The organism is Vibrio scophthalmi LMG 19158 (genome assembly GCF_000222585.1).
Taxonomy (GTDB): Bacteria; Pseudomonadota; Gammaproteobacteria; order Enterobacterales; family Vibrionaceae; genus Vibrio; species Vibrio scophthalmi.
Genome location: NZ_AFWE01000142.1, coordinates 14997 through 36034 on the forward strand (window position 1 = coordinate 14997; position 21038 = coordinate 36034).

A 21038-nucleotide genomic window follows, 5' to 3' on the forward strand; every position below is an offset into this window, starting at 1 on the left:
CCCTTTCAATTATGTCGAATTAACTGTCCGACTTAAAATTATTATCGTTATAACGAACAAGATCGGTAGCGAAACCTAATATACGTTTCACCCGCACAAGTTCGGTATTCTTAGCAATTTCTTTATAAAACGTCGCCGGGTTTAATAAACTCTGTTTTGGTTTTTCGACAATCAATTTACTTGATGCAACGTTACTTATTTCAACTCTATGGCTTCAATAGCAAAGCCGATCGGGGATAGCTGTCCGGTTGCTTTCGCTTGAGTGCCTGCTTCAATGACTTGCCAATAGGCTTTATTTTCTAAACAGATCGATCCTGAAAATTGCTCTAAGCGCACCGAACCTTTGCAATTTTTACTGTAGTAATCACGCGCCTTGTCGGCGAAGACAATATCCACTTGGGCGGGTTTGGCGTCTAAATAGTGCCAAATACTCGCACCACCGAGCATCAAACCACACGTCAGCACTAGGTTCCCTACGACTAAGCCAAACATTTGTCTTGGTAGACTTTGCCCCATCATTTGTGCACGTTCACGGGTTTGTTTTGACAGCATTTTGGGTAAAAGCATGGCGCCACTGACAAAATAGACCACCCCAGCGATTGGCCATATTTGATCGAACACTTCATCTTGCCAAACTAGGTCGGAGAAAAAGAACAGCGATAAAAGCCCCGATACCGCAAAGAGCACCACACTAAGCGCCATAATATTGGCTGCTTTTTCCAATAATACGGCGGGTGGAAAGTACTGTTCGATAAACGCATTTTTACCCAAAGTCAGCATCTGTTCGAGATAATGTTCAAGCTCACAACGCGCCACTTGCCCGAGTTCTTTATCACGCAGTTTACCGCTCGCGTTCTCATAACTTAAGGTCAGTAACCCACTCTCTTGATCAACCAGGTGATAACTTAGATAAATGCGACTGTTGCTGACTTTCGCCTCTGCGACGAGTAGCGGTAACACCACACCCTGTTCATCCGCTGCCGATAAATCCACCTCAACGCCGTGCAAGAGGTCGTTAAGTGCAGGTAACAAGGCTCGTCGGCTCGTGATCACGGGTGAATGGCGAGCTTGCTCATCATCTAGATGCAAAGTTAGCGACTGAATATACATGGCTAAAATGCCCCTTCTAATAATGCACTGAACGAATTGTCGCTTTCACCTTGCCAGATATGCTTGGCTTTATTGCCATCATATTGCACCTGCGCCCGCGCTTTTTCCTGTGGAGTCATGTTCTCAGCCGCTTGTTTAACCACAGCAGATGCACGTGAGAAACCGTTTTTACGTGCGTAGCTCGCCCAAACATAAGCTTCCGCATATTGACCATTATTGAGATACATCACTGCTTGATTGTGTTGGGCGACAGGCAAAGATTGATGTGCTGCTTTTTGTTGCCAATACTGGGCAAGCTGAGCATTTTTTGTGACGTAATCCCCCAGATGATACATAAGGCTGAGGTAGTACTGCGCCAGTGGGTGATCAGAGTTCTGACTGAACCACTGATAAGAAAGCTTAAAGTGATCGTTCACCGTGGTGTCGTAATAATAGAGTGTCGCTAAGGTAATTTGGCTTGGCACATCACCTTGCATGGCGGCTGGCTCAAAAAAAGCACGCGCTTGGGCATATTGCTTATCGCCCATTAAGGTAAAGCCGATCTGACGAGCTTCTTCTACCGAGACTTTTTCGGCATATCGTTCAATGCCCGAGAGCTGGATACCGTCGAATTTGAACAACGAAAAGACAAATGCCACGACAATAGTACCGATGATGGTGATTCCGGCACTTTTCAGTTTATTAACCACAAGAACTCATTATCCATATTGATAAAACCGCTAAGCTATCAAGAATGAAACATCATCATAACTCATTGTTTATCTAGCTTTATTTTATAAGATGCCATCTTATACGGCGAGAGCATAACATGCCACCAATACGCGCAATTTTACCCCCATCGTGTGATCAAAAATTTGGCATCTGCTTTTTATTCAACTAGTGAAATGGTGATCAATCTGCTATAAAAACGCCTCATTTGTTAAGGATAAGCCGATGAAACCACTACTTTTTTTACTCGCGTTGATACCGACTGCCACCGCTTCCTTTGTCGCATCAGCCCAAGTCGACCCTTGTGAACTCACCATTTCGACCTTTGGCTCTGACCCTGTCTATATGGGCTCAATCGGTTATCTTTCGGTTGATCCTAAATTTCGCCCTGCACACTACGAAGCTAACCCAAGCGCAAATATACAGATTGTTCCTGAATCTGAAGAGTTGCCAAACGGTTATTGGGGACATAAAGACAAATACCTAAACATAGGTACTGAAGTGGATGTGAAGTGGCAATCCCTTTCGCGCGGCGCATTTGATCGCTTTTATGGCATTCTCGACCTTGAGATGGTCGACTCATTCGGCATTGTGAAAACGGCCAGCATCGAGATTGAAAATTTCATTCCCGTCAATATTTGGCAGTGCCCTGCACAGCAAGCGATTGACTACGCGCCGTTTTGGGCAAGCGTAAAAAAAGGCGTTAAAGCGCAAGATGAACAGGGTAAAGCACTTGATTTAAGCCAACACGGCAACGTGTTCTGCTATGAGTTGGCTTACGGCTCAAAGAAAGGCTCAGAAAAGCTTAACTGTCAGGTCTACAGCAGCGACACTGATTTTAGTGTCGCCAAGTTTAAAGGCCAAGATCTCACGGTAATTCGCTAAACAGTAGAAACGAAAACGGCACTGCTTAGCGTGCCGTTAAGTCTTATTTTCCGGCCTTAACCGAATAAATCGCTTAGTTTAATCAAGATAGGTTAAACCAACTCCCCTGCACCTTGCATTGAACGCTGGCTATTTTCGACTAAAAACACCGTCGCATTCTGCTTCAAAGTGGCCCATTCCCCGTCATCAACAAAGATGCCATCTTGCCACGCACTTTGCAGTGATTGTTGCAGTTCTTGCGCTTCAATATGAGTCGTGTACTCATGACTGTTAACAGGTAAAGCAAAATCCTCGATCGACAATTCAAGCGTCAATGAATGTAAGTCTGCTTCATCCTCAGCTACATTGTCTGAGAAATAAAGCTCTGGTGCGATACAACCGCGATTCAGTATATACAAGGTACGTTTTGGCGATGAACCATTGTCCCAACTTGCGCGACAAGCAATCCCTTTAGCCGCCAACTTAACTAATTCACTGTAGGCTAACCAACGATTATGACAACGGCTTAAGGTAACATTAACTGATTTAGCGCCGACCATTTGTTCCAACACATAGTCAATCACCACGGGTAAGTGACAGGCAACGCTACCACCATGCAAATCAATACTCATTTTGCCATCAGCGAGGCTCTCAATATCGACCGGACTATCATCTTCAAGGCCAAGATAGCTACTGGCATTATTAAAATGATAGACACCATTCAGGCCTACCATTTGTAGGTCTGCAACCATGCTGGCGATCACGTCACCTTCACCACAACTACGGCGCATACCCATAAACGCTTTGTTGACTGCCGCCACCAATTCATTATGCGAAACGATCATCGTGCTGATCCCCCCTCACCTTGTGTAACATCACAGTTAGCCGCATTCTGGTCATCAAAATAGGCTTCGTTGAAATAGACATCATTTGGTAACAACGGGAATATCCAGTTGTCTTGGTAACTCGGGTCTTGAATTTCGTCGAGCAACGGTGAGCCTTGGAAAAAGGTCACTCGCACCCATCTGTCTGAACGCGGATCAAACTTGGTAGCACCAAAAATGGCCAATTTGCAACGCAATAAATGCATCGGCAACGCATCTTCGCGTAACACGTTCATCTGAATATCACCCATCTCTTTATTGCCAAGCGTCCAGACACGACGTGCAATGGCACGGTATTTGGGCTCCCGCAGCAGAAACTCAGCCAATGTCGTCTCGGCTGAATGCGTACTTAGTGCGTGGTATAAACGATTCACTTGGCGACCGATATCAAGTGGCAACTCGCGCTCTTCTCCCGCTTCCTCACCTCGTACCCCCATGCGTGGCTCTTCTTTATCTTGCGAACGATACCAGAACCAATAGTTATTCTCAGCCTGAGTAAAGTCAGCGTCTATCGCCCAGCGATATTTCTCATCAAGTAACGCTAACAAGTCAGCCGCCTTTTTGCCGTTAGCTAATGATAGTGTTTCATCGCAATTCATTTGCTCAGCGAAATCATCGACCAGTTCAGGGTAAAGCTCTATCAGGCTAGACAGCAGCATCTCCTGTGTCTCTAAACTCAATGTTGCGGTTTGTTCCACTAGCTCACGCCACGTCGGACACTGTTGGAGATAGTCGTCGAGCTGTCGGTTTAACTGAGCAAGTTCATCAATCGCTCGCAGGTTAAGCTGATTTTGCGCAGGATTAATGGTGATCACTTGTTGCAAATGAGATTGTGCTTTGGCTAATAAATCATATAACGGCGCGTAATACCCCATCTCACAAGGCATCGATAGCACTTGAGAGATTGCGCGTTCACGGGTGGTCATCCATTGATCGACCACACAAGGGTGATTGATTAAATACGGCGCCATACCAAGACCTGTCGCGTTACCCACGCCTAAATAACGTTGTAGACCGCGATGCAGAGTTGCCGCTTGAGCGCCACCTTGTTGCTCTGCCAAATAATGAACCCAGTCTAAACTGAACTCTCGAATCAAGTAGACGGCGCACATTTGCGCGCTAAAGGATTGGCTGAAATCGGCGTTGTTCTCAAGCAATTTGAAATCGGCGATGCCGAACTTGCCGTTGCCATATACCGCTGTGGTACGCAGTATGTAACCCACTTCCGCTAACTCTTGCGGATCTGGCTGGATACCTTGCGCCAAGCGAGAAACGATATGCTCAAACACTCGCACACTTTTGTTGGCTCGCGCGAGTACTAGTACCTTATTGGGGTTACGTCCTGCTTCTTGTAGCGGCACGTTCGCTCGTAGTTGTTCTAGCAAAGGAATATCAACATCACCATAGACCAGCGCAAACGTCACATCCCACTTTTCGGCAATCACGCGATCGTTACGTTCACTGTCAGCAATTTGGTCACAAAACACCACCAGATGGTAGACGTGCTCGGGCGTAACCAGCTTATAAATTACATGGCCGAAGCCTTGTGGGCATAATTGCCATTCATGCTTGGTCACTCGCCATTGTTGCTGCGCCATTTTTCGAATCAAACTGCGTACAAAACTGATTCGACTTTGATGCATAGCTCCTAGCCTTTCAGGGGCCATAACAATCTCTGCTTTACGCAGAACTGCCTTAGAATCTGTTGAACGATGTGCATCCATTTTGCTCACCACCTAATTCATTATAAGTATTGTGGTACCGACTAAAGGCATAGTGACTCCTCAAGTCGGTATTAGGTTTTATGCGGGAGTCAATGCCCCCACGTTTCACGTTATTGCTGTTGCTTGTTGGCTGACTCTGTTCGTTATAACCCTTGTTCTTTTGCCATCTTGACTGCGATTTTTGGCGCATTCCACAGCGAAGGAAGCAAGATAAGCGATACCGGTACAGCCGTAATGACGATGAATGATTGCAAGGCAGAGATCCCCCCGGATCCGAGCGAAATCAAAATCAACGCCGTTACCCCCATCATGACGCCCCAAAAGGTACGAATAATGGCATTTGGTTCGGTTTCACCACTGATCACCACGCTAATGGTGTACGTCATTGAGTCCCCTGTGGTGACGATGAAGATGGTGGTGAGAATTAAAAACAGAATCGAAATCACCATTGGCATTGGCAGTTGTTGCGTCACGGCCAATAGTGCACCCGGTAAATTAAAGCCTTCAAAAGCGGCGCTGACACTGCCCGGATTAGCAATTTCAAACGCAAGACCTGAACCGCCGACAATGGTGAACCAAAAACAGGTGGCCAATGGCGCGATGATGCTAATAGTCACTATAAGTTGGCGAATGGTGCGCCCCCGAGAAATACGTGCGATGAAAATCGCCATCATCGGGCCATACCCTAAGAACCAACCCCAGAAGAAGACCGTCCACCAGCTTAGCCATCCTTCATCACCACGATAGGTGGCCATTGGGATGAAGTTATCCAACATGCTGCCCACACCTTGAATGTAGCCATTAAAAATAAAGTTGGTTGGACCAAAAATAAGGATATAAGCCATTAAAGCGACCGCGAGAATCACATTGTAACGGCTAAGCATTTGCATGCCGCGATTCAAGCCGCTCAGGGCCGATAGAGTATAAAGAGCGATAGCAAAAAGAATGATGATCAGCTGTGTAGTAAAGCCATCTGGCACATCAAACAAAGCATTTAACGCGTAGCTAACCTGCAAACCTAGAAAGCCAATTGGCCCAATCGTGCCTGCCGCCACCGCGACAATACAACACGCATCAATCAATGCACCGGTATGGCCTTTTAGTGCGCGTTCACCCAACAATGGATAAAGTAACGTACGCGGTTTAAGCGGTAGCCCTTTCTCGTAATGAAGGTGCATCACCACAATCGAGGTTAAGCTACCAACGATTGACCACGCTAAGAAACCCCAGTGCATAAATGATTGTGAGAGTGCATTGACTGCGGCTTGTTGTGGGTTGTCTTGCACGCCATATAACGGTGGCGGACTCACATAGTGTGCAATGGGCTCTGCCGCCGCCCAAAACACACCGCCGCCAGCAAGCAGCGTACAAAAGATAATCGCCATCCAGCGAAAGCTATCCATTTCAGGTTTGGCAATGCCACCTAAGATCACTTTGCCTGTTCGCCCTGCCGCTAATCCAAGACCAATAAGAAAAGTGAGAAGAAGTAGTAATTGCCAGTAGGGGCCGAAAACTTTTACTGCCCAGCCAAACCCCGAATTAACCAGTGATGAGAGTAACTCGCCATCATATAAAGCGAGGCCAACAAACAAGGCGATAAAGCCACCGCTGTACCAAAAGGCAGGATTATCTAAACCCAATTTTTCTACCGAGCTTTCATTGCTATGCGGTAGTGTTGCTTGCTTCTTTGAAGATGACTTCGCGGAAGCAGTTTTCATGCTATCAGATAAATCAGACATACTCTGACTCCAGAGGTTTTATGTCGCGCCAAGGCAGTGAAGATGCATTGGCTGGCAACAAAAAGTGTATTTCACACCTGCTCTATAATTATGATTGTGGCAGCGTGCATTAATGGCTGTTAGCTCAGTTCTAGCCCTTGTTGTAAAAAGCGGAACCAGTTATCTCCTATCACTTGGCCTGCTTCGGATTCACTGAATCCATGTTGCATTAAGCCGTGGTAAATATTCTCCATCCCCTGACTGCCACTAAACCATGGCAAGGCATCAGGCCAACCCGAATTACTCGCAGAACCTTCACCGTAATCCATCGCTTTTGACCAGCGACCATTGCGCATCCACTCCAGCACTTGCTGTGGTTGGTTGAGGCATAAATCACTACCAATACCTAGATGCTCAACCCCAACCATGTCGGCCGTTTTCGCCACCATTTGGCAGAAGTCGTCTAAGCTACATTGGCTACCATTTGGCAAATGGAATGGGTACAAACTAAAGCCAATCAAGCCGCCACGTTCAGTCAGCGCTTTGATCACCGTATTGGATTTATTGCGTAGCGCGTCATGGGCAAAGGTAGGATTTGCATGGCTGATGCAGATTGGACGAGAGGAAAGGTCGATCGCTTCAAGCGTTGAGCGCTCAGCGCTGTGTGACATATCGATGATCATGCCAACACGGTTCATCTCTGCAATGGCTTGTTTACCAAAGCGCGTTATACCCGTGTCGTGCTGCTCATAACACCCCGTCGCCAATAAGCTTTGGTTGTTATAGGTTAATTGCATGATCAGCAAACCTTGGTGACGCATCACTTCTATCAAGCCAATCTCATCATCAATCGGTGAGCAGTTTTGCGCACCAAATAGCACACCCACTTTGCCTAGTTGCTTGGCCCTTTCCACATCAGCCATGGAGTGGATCGGCATGATCAGATCCGCATTTTGCTCAAAACGCAGATTCCATTCCGCAAAACGCGTTAAGGTTTCACGAGCATTTTCATGATAGACAATCGTGGCATGCACGGCGGTAATGCCACTCGCCTTCAGCGTTTGGAAATACTCTCTATCCCAATTGCAGTATTGCAATCCATCTATCACGATCCGTTGCTGGTACATAGCCACTCCCCTATCCATTTCTGATGCCTTCATTTCTGGCGCATTCATTCCTAACGCGCCCATTTTTCACACCCAATCTCTACGCCATTGCTTGTGGCTATTCCCTTAACCTCAAGTTTTGAGCGATTAATATGGACGTTGATAAGCGGTTTTCACCACGGTGTAGAACTCTTTGGCGTATTGGCCTTGCTCACGCGGGCCAAAGCTTGACTCTTTACGGCCACCAAATGGCACGTGGTAATCGGTTCCTGCTGTCGGTAGGTTAACCATCACACAACCCGTTTGAGCTTGTTGTTTGAAGATGGCGCTGCTGCGCAAACTTTGCGTTATGATGCCGCCAGTTAGGCCAAAGCGGGTGTCGTTAACAGTCGCGATAGCTTCATCAAGATCCGATACGCGAATCACGCTTGCCATCGGTGCAAACACTTCTTCTTGGTTCACTTCCCAGCTATTTTTCGTATTCACAAACAGCGTTGGTGACATATAAAAGCCTTCGTGCGGCATGGTTAGACGCTCACCGCCAAACGCCAATTCCGCCCCACTACCCTTGGCTTTTTCAATCCAGGTTAAGTTGGCATCCAACTGCTTACCATCTACGACCGGCCCCATAAAGATCCCTTCGTCAAGCGCATGACCGACTTTCAGCTCACTCATACGTTTAATCAACGCTTCGACGTACGCATCGTGAATACTGTCCATCACCACCAAGCGCGAGGAGGCAGTACACTTTTGCCCTGCACCAGAGAATGAACCCGCAATCGTTGCTTCAACCGCAATTTGAATGTCAGCATCATCAGCAATCACCAAGGCATTCTTACTGCCCATTTCAAGCTGGCAACGAATGAAATTTGGCGCCGTTGCAGCGGCCACTTTACGGCCCGTATCGACCGATCCAGTAAAGCTGACACCATCGATCTCTTTTGAGTGAATCAGTGCATTGCCTACGGTTGAACCGCCGCCTAATACCAGGTTAAACGTGCCTGCGGGTAAACCTTGGCGATGAATAATTTCAGTCAACGCAACCGCACTCGCTGGCGTCAAATTGGCAGGCTTCCAAATCACACTGTTACCAAAAGCCAGCGCTGGTGCAATTTTCCAAGCCGCCGTCGCAGTTGGGAAATTCCATGGAGAAATAATGCCAATCACCCCCACCGCTTCACGAGTGACCTCCACCGAAACACCCGGGCGAACTGACGCCGCGTTATCACCAATCTGGCGTAGAACTTCTGCCGCAAAGTATTGGAAGAACTGACCGGCACGATAAATTTCGCCACGACCTTCGGCAAAAGGCTTGCCCTCTTCACGCGCCAGCAGTGCACCAAGCTCATCACAACGCCCAATCAGTTCATCACCAATTGCTTGTAATACTGCTTGCTTACGCTCAATCGGCGTGTGTTCCCACTCGGGTTGTGCTTGTTTTGCCGCAGCAATGGCTTGCTGAACCTGAGCTTCACTTGCTTGAGCAAACTCGCCTAAATTTTCAGCAATGTCTGATGGATTGATATTGCTGACGGTACTCACGCCTGATTGCCATTCACCACCGATGTAAAGCGCCTTTTCTGCCGCCACATTGGTGATTTGAGTAAAGGTTTTTTGTGCGTATTGATGTTGAGTCATGATGCTTTCCTTGTTCACTTTGGCGGCGACTTAATCTTCCCAGCCAGCGTTTAATATCAATCTAATAATCTAAGTTAACTCGTTTGAGTATAGCGGTGTGATTACCTGCTTGATGTGCTAGTGCCGCTATGGCGCCGCTGAGTCAATCATCGCGTTAGTGGCACTGGCATAGACAACAAATTCCACCAGCATTTCCTCACGAGCGAGCCCTGCCACCACCATCGCTGCGCGATTTGGGTACGGCGCTGAAAAATACTCGGCATAAACTTCATTGACCGTTTTTAGGTACTCACGGTCAGTGACATAAATCAGTACTTGCAGCACAGAATCTAACGACTCCCCTGCACACTCCAAAGTGTGAACAAGGTTGTTAAAGGTTTGACGCGTTTGTGCTTCAATACCACCAGCGACGACAACACCAGTGTCATCGATTGGGATCTGCGCAGTATAGAGAGTGCCATTATTAACAATCGCCCACTCTAACGGGGCTTTCGAAGCAAACAATGCTGTTTTAATTGGCGTCTTTTTATTGTGTTTATTCATCAATCTTCACCCTTGCAATAAAAGATGTAATAAATATGTTTCTCGTTAGTTAAATATTGCACTTTGACATTCGATAAATCTAACGGTAAATTTTTTTCATTTGATTAGTTTTATTTATCACCTTAAACAAAGTGTGGTGAATAAAGGGCTGGCAGGAGTCGTACTGATGAGTATCAAGCTGCAACAATTAAAGCATTTTGTGATGGTGGTAGAAGAAGGAGGATTTCGCGCGGCCTCAAATCGTGCCAATCGTTCACAAGCGGCGCTCTCGACTTCGATAAAAGAGCTGGAAAAATTGCTCGGTCAGCCACTGTTTGAGGCGGGAAATAAGGCTAAGTTAACCCCCTTTGGTGAGATCTGCGTGCCGAAAATTGTGCAGTTTCTGAATGTGTATAGTGCACTCGATAACGATTTGCGCGCTGCTGCTGCCGGCCAACAAGGTAAAGTTCGTATTGCGAGTGTCCCATCGGTAGCGGCTAAGTTGATCCCTAGCGTACTCGCCACGTTTTGTCAGCAATACCCTGAGGTAGAAGTGAGCTTAATTGATGACAACGCCGCAGGGGTCGCCAGCCGTTTGTTATCCGGCGAAGTGGATCTTGCGGTGGGTAACTTCACCTATATGGATGATAGGGCGATTGATTTCACACCACTGCTTTCCGATCCGATTGGTGTGGTTTGCTTGCGCGATAACCCGATTGCAGCGCATCCTGAAGGCATCGAGTGGCAAACCCTACTCAAACAGCCTTTTATTCGTAATGGTACTTGTACCCTACTCGATCCCACACCGGCGCGGGTTCTAAGCGAGCAAGCGCTCTATTCGGTCGAAAACATCACTTCGCTATTTTCAGTGCTTGAGTTGGGCATTGGTGTTACCACTCTGCCGAAAATGGCCTTTCCCACCAACGAAACACGCTTAGTGTGGATCCCTCTCATCGATCCGCCTTTGGAGCGCCAGATCGGTATTTTTCGTTTAATGGATCGCACCATTTCCCCCCAAGCGCATGCGTTTCACGAGCTGTGTATTGAATATTTGCGTTGTTAGCCATCAAACATAAATTGATATCCACCGCTTAAATGATGGATTTAACCCATCACAATGCAGTATATCGTTAATTTAATTCCCACTATGATGGCCTTGTTCTCCAATAAACGAGGCCACATCTATGAACAAAAAAGTCCTTTCTAGCGCGATTATAGCGACCTTTTCTATCGGTATGGTGACAGCAGCGGAAGCTTGCACTCGATTATTGTGGGATACCGAGAGCAACGGCACCTTTGTGTCACGCACCATTGACTGGTCTGAGCAAACCGACCCGCACTTGGTCAATCTGCCAAAGAGCAGCTCATATCTCACCCATTTTGCTCACAATAATCAGTTAACGGCCAAGTTCGATGTTACCGGCACGACCACTTACGGCGTGATTACTGATGGGATCAATAGCGCAGGCTTAAGTGGCAACGTATTGTATGATCGTGGTATGGCAACCGAAGAAAGCACCCAAAGTGATGACTTTGGTTCGTTAAATTACCTCACCCATCTGCTGGCTCAGTTTGCAACGGTGGATCAAGCAGTCGCCTTTATCGAAGAGAATCCGGCCAAAACTGACTTTATCGAAGGTGTGCCAATTCGTATTGCGCTGCACATCAGCTTGCAAGACACCAGCGGCGACTCTGCGATTATCGAGTTTAGAGAAGAAGGCCCTCGTATTTGGCATGGTAAGCAATACACGGTGATGACGAACCAACCTGACTACGATCAACACTTAGCCAATGTTGAACGCTCAAAACGCGGTTGGGGCGAGCAGGAAAACCAATATTCTCAAACCAACTTAGGCACAGGGGGTAATGCGAATCCAGAAGATCGCTTTATTCACTCTAGTTACTATATGGGGCACTTAACCGAGCCAAGTAGCATCATTAATGGCATGCTCAAGCTCGATTCGGTCACCTATAAAATTCCCCATGACGCGCCCAACGTGCCAATTGATGGCGTAATGGCTGGCTACGCAACTGAATATGCCGTTAACTACCATCTGCAGTCAGGTGAAACCTTGATGCGCTACCAGTGGGGCGATGACTACACCCAGTTGCAATACAATATGAAAGAGATTCAAGCATCAGGTAAACAAATCGAGTTCAAACTGGTTCAGCCGGGCTTGATTGGCGAAGTAACCCAGCAGATCATTGAATCTGGTCGTTAGATTTCGCACAAACACATTCGACTTGCCTTGCTGTCTATAGATCAGTCGATACAATTTGGGGTTAGGCGGTGAGCTCATTAGTGGCTAGTGACTCACGGCTTAACCCTACTCTTTTGATTTATGCCTATCTTCTTGGCGCACACTCATAGATGCTTTTTAGAGTAACGCTTTATTACCTCAACTAAGCCTTTATAGACATCAGTTGCCTCAAAACTCAGTGGGTAAAAAAATGATAAGCCAAACTTAGCGGTGCGAGTCAGTTCTTTTAACTCAATGCGGCGGATCTGCTGGGATTCCACCGCCTCCTCGGCGAGATTGCAAGGTAACAACGCCCAACCATGATGCTTAACCAAGTCGAGTAGCATGTCGTTGTTGCTGACCGTGCGATAGTAAGGTGAAATTCCCAACCATTCCGGCATGGTTTTAGTTTGGTTTTCGCTGATGTATTGCGCTTCTAACTGCAAATCCTCCAATTGCACCACATCCAAATCAAACAATGGGCTCCCTACTCGCGCATACGCAGCAAAGTCACCATCACCAAGTTTGATTGCCGCTATAGGGTATTCAGAGAAGCTTTCCATGCGATGTTGCATAATGGCGATCTGGTTGTGACCATTGGCCACTTCCTGCAAAATTTCATCTCGATTGCGATGCAACCAATTTAAAATCACATGCGGATGATGTTGAATGACAAACGCTTCAATCTGGATGACTAAGTCGTTCGGCATCAGCGTATCATGGTAAAAATCAATTGAGCTTAACGGCTGTTGATAAGCTTGTAGCATTCGAACATCAAGCCGCTCACTGTTTCTCACTAGCAACTGGGCCTGCTTGTAGATAGAGCGCGCGAACTCAGTCGGTACCGCTTTTTTTCCTTCTATCGAAAATAGCATTACGTGATAGCTATCTTCGAGCGCCTTTATCTGCTCTCGGATGGTGGTGCGATCTTTACCTAACAGGCGAGCTGCGCCACTGTAGCTATTCTCGTCATACGTTGCACAGAACGATTTTAAATGCTCGTAAGAAAACATCGTCACTCCCTTGTCCCTTGCTTGATGCTACTCATGCTTGATACCACTAATGGTTAACATCATTAATGTTGGATTTATCCCATCATTATGCGTGAACACAAACGTATCGCTTTGTTATTTGCTCGACAAATGTGAAAGAGAAGCCAATTTTTCAAAGATTCGACAAGGAAGGAGGGATATAGAAAAGGCGACACCCATGGTATCGCCTTTCGTCATTTATTCTTGTGCAGACAGCTGCAACTATAGAATTACTTGTTCTTATTGCGGATCATACGCATCAAACGGCTGCGACGCTCTGCATCACCTTGGTTTGAATCGCTTGGGTTGTTGGTACGCGTTTTACGGTTTTTAAATGCTGGTTTAGAGTGCATTTTTTCAATCAGCGCATCGCGGTTTTTCGGCTCGTAACCTTCCAACTCTTTACGGTAGATACGTTGACCGATCAAGGTTTCTACTTGTTGTAAAGTTAGCTCTTCTTCACGGTTAACGAATGAAATTGCGTTACCTTTTTGTCCTGCACGGCCAGTACGACCGATACGGTGTACGTAGTCTTCCGCTAGGAATGGCATATCAAAGTTCACTACGTGCGGTAGGTTTTGGATATCAAGACCACGAGCAGCAACATCGGTTGCGATCATCACGCGTGCTTTACCTTCTTTGAACTCGTCCAGAGCGCGACGACGTGCACTTTGCGCTTTGTCACCATGGCAAAGAACCGCTTTGATACCGTCTAACTTTAGCTCTTTGACTAGCTCGTTCGCCGTCTCTTTGTAGTTTACAAAAACCAATACTTGTTTCCAGTTTTTGCGGCCAATTAGCTCAGACAGTAGTTCACGCTTACGCTCTTGCTCAACTGGGTATACCACGTGAGCAATGGTTTCTGCCGTGGTGTTTTCACGCGCAACCGCAATACGCTTAGGTGCACGTAGGATCTCGCCCGCCAGTTTGTTCATTTGCGCTGAGAATGTCGCTGAGAACAACATGGTTTGTGGCTTAGTCTTCACACCTTGCATGATTTTTTCAATCGCAGAGATGAATCCCATGTCTAGCATACGGTCTGCTTCATCAAATACGAGGAATTCTAAATTCACTAGAGATACGTTTTTCAGCTCTAAGTGCTCAATCAAACGGCCAGGAGTCGCAACTAAAATATCCACACCCTGCTCAAGTGCTTTTTGTTGAGAGGCCATTTTTTCGCCACCGTAAATCGCGACACTTTTTAGCTCAGTGTATTTGGTGTAATCACGAACATTTTGGGCAATCTGAGCAACCAATTCACGAGTAGGTGCCAAAATAACAGCACGCGCTTGGTGACGGTTGCGTGATTTTGGTTTATCTAAAATGTTTTGAATGATTGGTAACGCAAACGCAGCCGTTTTACCGGTACCCGTTTGAGCATTAGCAAGAATGTCGTGGCCACGACGAGCCATAGGAATCGCTTGCTGCTGAACAGGAGTTAACTTCTCGTAACCACATTCAGTGAGCGCTTTTACGATTTCTGGAGAAAAATTTTGTGATGCAAATGACATATCTTGTTCCTAAAACTAACGGCTAATACCAAACATAAGCATAACCAAAAACACGGTCGCAGATTATAGATTAGAACCCACAGCTTGGGGACTTATTTTAAACAAAGCAGCCAATTATCGCTAATTAAAGATGATGCAAGCCCTAATCATATGCAACTTGTCTCTATATCTAGCAGGATTTAGAATCAACATTCTAATCTTTATGTTGATATAAGCACTCTCTCATGCTCTGACGTGTGATATGCATTAAGAGGCTATACCGCTACTTTAGTTGAGAGAGTAATCCTGAATTTAGGGTGTTATCTAAGCCCACACTAAGGTGATCACAAGCAGAAACAATTACTTACCAACTAGACATAAATAGCACTAACATTATTAACAATTATGCGACAAGTGACACATCCAGAAAATTGTACACAAACGAATCATCCGTTAGTTTATTAACTTAAGCCCATATAATTACGGATGATTAAAATGAAAAAAATCGGATACTTAGCAGCAGTGATTGCTCTATCACTAAGTTCTACAGCTTACGCGAAAAATGGCGTCTATGTTGGTTTTGACTTTGCTTTTAGCAATCAAACGGAAATGGAAGTGTTAGGTTTATCAGCGACTGAAGATAATGATTCTGGCTATAACTTTATAATTGGTTACCAAAGCCCAATCTCCGACTCTTTTGACGTTGCTTTAGAAGCTGAATACCGTATTTTAGGTGATGCAGAGTTCGCAAATGACGTTAAATTTGAGAGCTCAGCTTTCTTTGTAAACGTTAAACCTAAACTGTATGTCGGCGGAGAAAATTTCTTTCTGGCGGGCTTGTTTGGCCTTGGTTCAGTCAACGTAGAACTTTCTCACGAAGATATTTCAGCTAGTGAAGCCGATATTGGTTACCAACTTGGATTTGAAGCTGGGTATGAAACAAACTATGGCCTTGGCTTAAACTTGGGTTACAAAATGGCTGCAGCCGAAATTGACTCTGTCGATTTTACGATTGATGGCTTTTATGCCGGTTTAAGCTACCACTTTTAATCTGACATATTGATCTCTTAAGCGTGGGAAGATCGCTATTCCCACGCGATTAACTCACTCACCAAGACACTTACCAAACTCTTTACTTGTCATCTAGCGAATCAAATTCACCAAGTGCTCATTCGACTTCTTTAGCGAATAGCACCCGCGATAAACTCGCCTGATCTCTTTGACCTGCTCAGAGGGTGATTTGGCATAAAACTTATTGAGGTACACCGAAGAGTGTGGGTAGCCCATCTCTTGAACGGCTCGTTCAAACATACTTTCAATTTTAGTAAAATCTTGCCGCTTAAATTGCTCAGTAAATTCTTGGCAGGTAATCGCCGCCATCGAAGGAGACGATGTTAGGCCGAGCAATAGCATGGTGCCTAACAATAAAATGGTGCCTAGCACCTTTCTTTTGCTAGAGCACATTAGAGTGGTCGTCGTGGCTGAATTGCTTCATCTTGCTAATAATGGCGCTAATATAAGCATTTTTCTCTTGAATCGATTTTGCATTTGCCAAGCTGTTATCTAACTTACTATAAACATCTTCAATACGAGATGATAAATCGCTGGTCACTACCGTTTGGTTGCTTGACGTTTCATGCACTACGGCATTGATTGATGCAAGCTTTAGAGTACTTGAGTTAATACTTTCAAAGGCTTCATTTAAATGCTTCGACAACGCAAATGACTTCTTAATAATTGTTTGGTTTTTATTAATGTGATCTTGTGCTTTGGTGCTGTAGGCATTGAGTTTTTCAACGGCATCCTTTATCACCAAGGTACTCTGCTGAGTCTGCATCGATAGCTTACGTACTTCACTAGCAACCACCGAGAAACCTTTACCATGCTCACCGGCACGTGCTGCTTCGATCGAGGCATTGAGTGCCAACAATGATGTTTGATTCGAGACTTGGTTAATCGTGTCGACGACCAAGTTGATATTGCTTGAACACTCAAACAATTTAGCAAATATCTGAGCAGAATCTTCAATCGAGTTAAAGACTTGCATAGCAATTTGACCATCGTACTCCATTAAGCGACGACCATTTTGTAGATCTTTCAGCACTTGCTCAGTGGCATCATTCGCGACTGACGCTTCTTGACACACACTTTGCGATGTTGAGGAGAGTTCAACGGTCGATGCAGAGATCTGTTCAAGATCGAGAAAACACTCTTCCGTCTCTTTTACGTTGTTATTCAAACTCTGATAAGAAGATTGATACGAGGAGTGCAGTTCGTTGAGAAAATTCCCTAGATCCGAATTCACTTCTGTTAATTTTAGTCGAGCACGAATGAATAATACGGAGCTGACCACCGTCATCGAGGTGAATATTGCCACAAGAACGCTGGCGGTGTGACGATCAAGCTCAAGACCAATGGAATACATTGATGGCGTGATGATAGAGATTAAAACAGTTAACACAGAGAGGAATTTGAGGTTCATTTTTATATAGCCTAATCGTTATACTCAATACAAATACGGCAATCCTTCCATCTGCAAATAGAACAACATTGTTCTCACTCGTTGCTCCTATCAACGAACGTTTTGTATTTTTTTTAAGCAGCAACATCGACACTCGGCAAGGCTTTTGTAGGAAAAATCCTAGCACCCTTAACTAGCTAACATTACCAATCAAGAATGAATAACGCGCAACGCACAATAATAATCGCCACGCATTACTACAAATTACCAACAAACTAGCCATGTTAATCACCACAAACCCTTTAAAATTCGTGAGACTGTGCCAACTTTTCCTGATTCATACAAAATACTCCATCACCATACCGCTCTGGCTAGTGTTGTTCTTTTTTGACTTTTTATCGTTTCGATTAATTGCAATTGTTATCCACAATTGCAGATTTTATGACCATCATTAATAAGCCTCGAATAAACGCAATCAAACTCCGTTGTGGCAATCACCAATTCGATGGCAAAAAATGAACAAAAAAAAGCCACCTCTCTGGTGGCTAATCTCAAATCTAATCTTTTTCTTTTCCGTAAACTCTCACGCCACCAGTGGAGCGTTCCGAATTACCGTACACATCGATGCTTTTCACGCAACGACGGTAACCGAAACGGCGCCAATCACTCGTTTCATCTTTTTTGAAATCACGATAGAAGCTGATAGTTTTGCTTTCACCATTTTGAAAATTCACCACTGCTTTACGTAAGTTGATATCACGCTCAGCCTTAATTTTTATGGCATTAGTACGACGACAAATCACCATTGGGATTTTAGCTGCACTTTTGCCATGCTCTAATAAGATAGTACGCCCTAGCGTAAACTTATCGTCCGCTTGTGCTTGAGTGGTAAATAACGCGGCCGCCATAAGCGAACCAATTAGAATGGATTTAATTTTCATGAATTGTACGTTAGTGAACAAAGTGCGCGCATTCTATGGATTTATCAGATTAAGTGTTAATAGTATTTTTACGCAAAGGCGAAATATTACCTGGCTCTGACCTAACGCTTACAATAAATCAGCATGAATATTTTCACGTATAGCTTCATCAATCACAGCATCGTTACGATGAAATCCTCTAAAATCAACATTGTGATCTGACGTATCTCATAATCACCAAATTCTTATCTAAATTATCAAGGATCAACCATGAACAAAGCCCTCATTGTACTGATTGCGATACTGAATGTAGCAAGTACCAGCGCCCTTGCGTCTCCCCGAGCAGAACAGGGCTGGCAATGGATTGAGAAAGGAGCGCTAGTGGTTGATGTACGAACACTACAAGAATTTCAAGCTGGCCACCTAGACGACGCGATCAACTACCCCCTTTCCGATCTCGCACAACACTTTGCCAACATCGATAAACAGCAAGCCATCGTGGTCTATTGCCGAAGCGGCGCGCGTTCAGGCCGAGCTTATGACTACTTGATCTCTCAAGGCTTTACTCAAGTGCACAATGCTGGTGGATTTGAGGAGATGCAGCAAAGCCGTTAAAAAAGTAACGATGTAAGTCGAAATTTATCTTCAAGTTCAAGGGTCATATTCTGGCCTATTGAATTTGGAGTAAAGTAATGCAAGAACAAACAATTTCAGTTAAACGTAATAATATTAATGGAAATATCGGTTATACACTCGGCGTGCTTGGTGTTGTTTTAGTATTAGTGTGGATTGGCGTTTATAAATTTACACCGACAGAAGCGGCACTGATCAAACCGTTAGTGGACAACCACCCTTTAATGGGCTGGTTGTACTCCATTTTGTCAGTACAAATGGTCTCCAACCTTATCGGTGCAACCGAAATCATTGTCGCGGCGGGCTTGTTAATTGGTTTGTCTAAACCAAAAATCGCCTTCTATTCTGGTATCGCGGCATCGATCATTTTCCTTGCTACGCTGAGCTTTTTGATTACCACTCCTAATACTTGGAAAGTGTCTGACGGCATCCTCGTTAGCAACTTTTTCTTAGTCAAAGACATTCTCTTTTTGGCGATCGCCATCAGTGTGGTGGAACGTAACCGCGAGCATTAAACAAACAACCTTTGAAAGAACTCAAAATAGCACAAAGGGCGGATAAACCGCCCTTTGTATTTCTTGCTTTGACAGCCAAATTGATTCTGTCTTGGCACGTTAACAATGAGTGCTAAGTCGGCGAGTTATGACAGGCTGCTCAGTGTCCACTTCATCTTGCTGCCACTTATCAATCACTAATGACGCAATCAAGTCTCCCTCCACATTAACCGCGGTTCTAAACGTATCTAACGGGCGTTCAATGATCAGTAATATCGCAATCGCCTCTAGAGGGATACCCGCGGCAAGTAGCACCATTTGCATGCCTGACATAGAGCCTGAAGGCATACCTGGTGCACCGACTGATGACACCATCGCCATAATAAAAATCATCACTAAGCCAGAGGTCGTCAAATCAACACCAAATAGCTGAGCAAGAAAAATGGCTGCCACACCTTCAAACAGCGCGGTGCCGTCCATATTCATCACCGCCCCGAGAGGCAACACCATACTGCTGGTACTTTGCGATACATTAAGCTCTTGCTCTGCAACTTGCATAGAAAGTGGTAACGTAGCGGAGCTTGACGAGGTCGCAAATGCCATCGCCATTGGTGCCGAAATGGCCTTGAAAAGTCTTCTAATGCTGATGCCAGTGACGAATTTGGCAATGCTTGGCAACACAATCGCACCATGTACCACCGTTAAGGCAAAAACCAATAGCGCAAATAGTGCTAACTGTTTAAACAGCGAACTGCTGCCCGTTACCGTAAACTCAAACACAATTGAAAAAACCGCAAGTGGAGCTAAACGCACGATCGCTGACACTAAAGTGTTGACCCCTTTGTTCAGCCCTGCCAGAACTTCAAACAAAGGATGCTTCTCAGGTAGCGCGGACAGCAAGGCGATACCTAACAAAAACGAGAATAATACAATGGCTAATAAGTTACCTTGAGACAAGGCCGCAACGGGATTGACTAATGCCATATTAAGCAGTTTTGCGGCAATCGCACCACCACTAGCCGCCTCGGCACTGATCAATTTGACGCCTTCCTCAACGGGTACAGCAGTCGTCAACGGTTGCCACGCAGGTAACATAAGCGAAACGCCCAAACCTAAACTGATGGCGATAAACGTAGTAAAGCTATAGAACAGTAACGTCGTTCGACCAATCTTCTTCAAGCGCATGATCGAACCAATGCTGGTGATACCTTGCAATAGCGACAACATCACGACAACGCCTACCACCATCTTCAATAAACCAAGGTAGGTTGTTTTGCCCAGTAAGATAACTTGATACCAACCCTGTTGCGTTACGTCGCTCGCTAAATGGTTCAATGAAAATAGGCTAGCAACGGCCCATGCAGCGATGGCAGCAATCATCAACTGCAAAGGCAGTGAATCACGTAATTTATTCCACATTATTGTTATTCCGAATAGGTAAAGCTTTGCGGTTTAAGCTCGGCAATGCTGAGTGTAAAACCGTGCCAAATAGCAT

Annotated in this window: 20 protein-coding genes; 6 read left to right on the forward strand and 14 right to left on the reverse strand. The window is 45.4% G+C overall.

Annotation, left to right across the window (positions count from 1 at the left end; all coding sequences use genetic code 11):
• Positions 1-195: 195 nt before the first annotated feature.
• Both RH88_RS10675 and RH88_RS10680 read right to left on the reverse strand, forming a co-directional pair.
• Positions 196-1110 carry a hypothetical protein gene (locus RH88_RS10675; RefSeq protein WP_005595766.1) on the reverse strand — a complete coding sequence of 305 codons (915 nt, stop codon included), beginning with the start codon at positions 1108-1110 and terminating at the stop codon, positions 196-198.
• A gap of 2 nt (positions 1111-1112) precedes the next feature.
• Positions 1113-1799 (reverse strand): tetratricopeptide repeat protein, encoded by a 687-nt coding sequence (locus RH88_RS10680; RefSeq protein ID WP_005595767.1) that lies wholly within the window; start codon positions 1797-1799, stop codon positions 1113-1115.
• A 244-nt stretch (positions 1800-2043) separates the two neighbouring features.
• Here RH88_RS10680 and RH88_RS10685 point away from each other — a divergent pair, with 244 nt between their 5' ends.
• On the forward strand, positions 2044-2703 hold the full coding sequence (locus RH88_RS10685) for a hypothetical protein (protein WP_005595768.1): 660 nt from the start codon (positions 2044-2046) through the stop codon (positions 2701-2703).
• 92 nt (positions 2704-2795) lie between these two features.
• On the opposite strand, the gene RH88_RS10690 is transcribed toward RH88_RS10685, so the two are convergent.
• From RH88_RS10690 to RH88_RS10715, 6 genes are all read right to left on the reverse strand, one after another.
• Positions 2796-3527: a DUF3726 domain-containing protein gene (locus RH88_RS10690; RefSeq protein WP_005595770.1), complete on the reverse strand. Its 732-nt coding sequence runs from the start codon at positions 3525-3527 to the stop codon at positions 2796-2798.
• On the reverse strand, positions 3524-5290 hold the full coding sequence (locus tag RH88_RS10695) for a hypothetical protein (RefSeq protein WP_005595772.1): 1767 nt from the start codon (positions 5288-5290) through the stop codon (positions 3524-3526). Before RH88_RS10695 ends, RH88_RS10690 begins: the two co-directional genes overlap by 4 nt.
• A gap of 143 nt (positions 5291-5433) precedes the next feature.
• Positions 5434-7008, reverse strand: a complete 1575-nt coding sequence (locus RH88_RS10700; RefSeq protein ID WP_406853102.1) for a BCCT family transporter — start codon at positions 7006-7008, stop codon at positions 5434-5436.
• A gap of 140 nt (positions 7009-7148) precedes the next feature.
• Entirely contained in the window at positions 7149-8135 is a 987-nt protein-coding gene (locus RH88_RS10705) for a membrane dipeptidase (RefSeq protein WP_005595776.1), read from the reverse strand.
• A gap of 126 nt (positions 8136-8261) precedes the next feature.
• Entirely contained in the window at positions 8262-9752 is a 1491-nt protein-coding gene (locus RH88_RS10710) for an aldehyde dehydrogenase family protein (RefSeq protein WP_005595778.1), read from the reverse strand.
• A gap of 126 nt (positions 9753-9878) precedes the next feature.
• Positions 9879-10295, reverse strand: coding sequence for a RidA family protein (locus tag RH88_RS10715; RefSeq protein ID WP_005595780.1), 417 nt, complete (start codon positions 10293-10295; stop codon positions 9879-9881).
• Between the two features lie 166 nt (positions 10296-10461).
• Between RH88_RS10715 and RH88_RS10720 the strand changes: the two genes are divergently transcribed.
• Both RH88_RS10720 and RH88_RS10725 read left to right on the forward strand, forming a co-directional pair.
• Positions 10462-11337 carry a LysR family transcriptional regulator gene (locus RH88_RS10720; RefSeq protein ID WP_005595782.1) on the forward strand — a complete coding sequence of 292 codons (876 nt, stop codon included), beginning with the start codon at positions 10462-10464 and terminating at the stop codon, positions 11335-11337.
• Positions 11338-11458: 121 nt separating this feature from the next.
• The gene (locus RH88_RS10725) at positions 11459-12496 is read left to right on the forward strand and encodes a linear amide C-N hydrolase (RefSeq protein ID WP_005595784.1); all 1038 of its coding nucleotides are present in this window, start codon (positions 11459-11461) and stop codon (positions 12494-12496) included.
• 143 nt (positions 12497-12639) lie between these two features.
• Here the strand turns inward: RH88_RS10725 and RH88_RS10730 are convergent, their stop codons facing one another.
• Both RH88_RS10730 and RH88_RS10735 read right to left on the reverse strand, forming a co-directional pair.
• Complete coding sequence (locus RH88_RS10730; protein WP_005595786.1) at positions 12640-13527, reverse strand: LysR family transcriptional regulator; 888 nt, start codon at positions 13525-13527, stop codon at positions 12640-12642.
• Between the two features lie 248 nt (positions 13528-13775).
• Positions 13776-15056: a DEAD/DEAH box helicase gene (locus RH88_RS10735; protein WP_005595788.1), complete on the reverse strand. Its 1281-nt coding sequence runs from the start codon at positions 15054-15056 to the stop codon at positions 13776-13778.
• A gap of 474 nt (positions 15057-15530) precedes the next feature.
• On the opposite strand from RH88_RS10735, the gene RH88_RS10740 reads away from it, so the two are divergent.
• Positions 15531-16085, forward strand: coding sequence for an outer membrane beta-barrel protein (locus RH88_RS10740; RefSeq protein WP_005595790.1), 555 nt, complete (start codon positions 15531-15533; stop codon positions 16083-16085).
• 93 nt (positions 16086-16178) lie between these two features.
• On the opposite strand, the gene RH88_RS10745 is transcribed toward RH88_RS10740, so the two are convergent.
• The 3 genes from RH88_RS10745 to RH88_RS10755 all read right to left on the reverse strand — a co-directional run bounded on the left by RH88_RS10745 (position 16179) and on the right by RH88_RS10755 (position 18437).
• Entirely contained in the window at positions 16179-16478 is a 300-nt protein-coding gene (locus tag RH88_RS10745) for a hypothetical protein (protein WP_005595791.1), read from the reverse strand.
• 10 nt (positions 16479-16488) lie between these two features.
• On the reverse strand, positions 16489-17517 hold the full coding sequence (locus tag RH88_RS10750) for a methyl-accepting chemotaxis protein (protein WP_005595793.1): 1029 nt from the start codon (positions 17515-17517) through the stop codon (positions 16489-16491).
• Positions 17518-18053: 536 nt separating this feature from the next.
• Positions 18054-18437, reverse strand: coding sequence for a DUF2541 family protein (locus tag RH88_RS10755; RefSeq protein WP_005595794.1), 384 nt, complete (start codon positions 18435-18437; stop codon positions 18054-18056).
• Between the two features lie 249 nt (positions 18438-18686).
• Here RH88_RS10755 and RH88_RS10760 point away from each other — a divergent pair, with 249 nt between their 5' ends.
• Positions 18687-19031, forward strand: a complete 345-nt coding sequence (locus RH88_RS10760) for a rhodanese-like domain-containing protein (RefSeq protein WP_005595796.1) — start codon at positions 18687-18689, stop codon at positions 19029-19031.
• A 77-nt stretch (positions 19032-19108) separates the two neighbouring features.
• Positions 19109-19564, forward strand: coding sequence for a DUF417 family protein (locus RH88_RS10765; RefSeq protein ID WP_005595798.1), 456 nt, complete (start codon positions 19109-19111; stop codon positions 19562-19564).
• A 99-nt stretch (positions 19565-19663) separates the two neighbouring features.
• Here RH88_RS10765 and RH88_RS10770 read toward each other — a convergent pair whose 3' ends face one another.
• Positions 19664-20962, reverse strand: coding sequence for a dicarboxylate/amino acid:cation symporter (locus tag RH88_RS10770; protein WP_005595800.1), 1299 nt, complete (start codon positions 20960-20962; stop codon positions 19664-19666).
• Between the last annotated feature and the right edge of the window lie 76 nt (positions 20963-21038).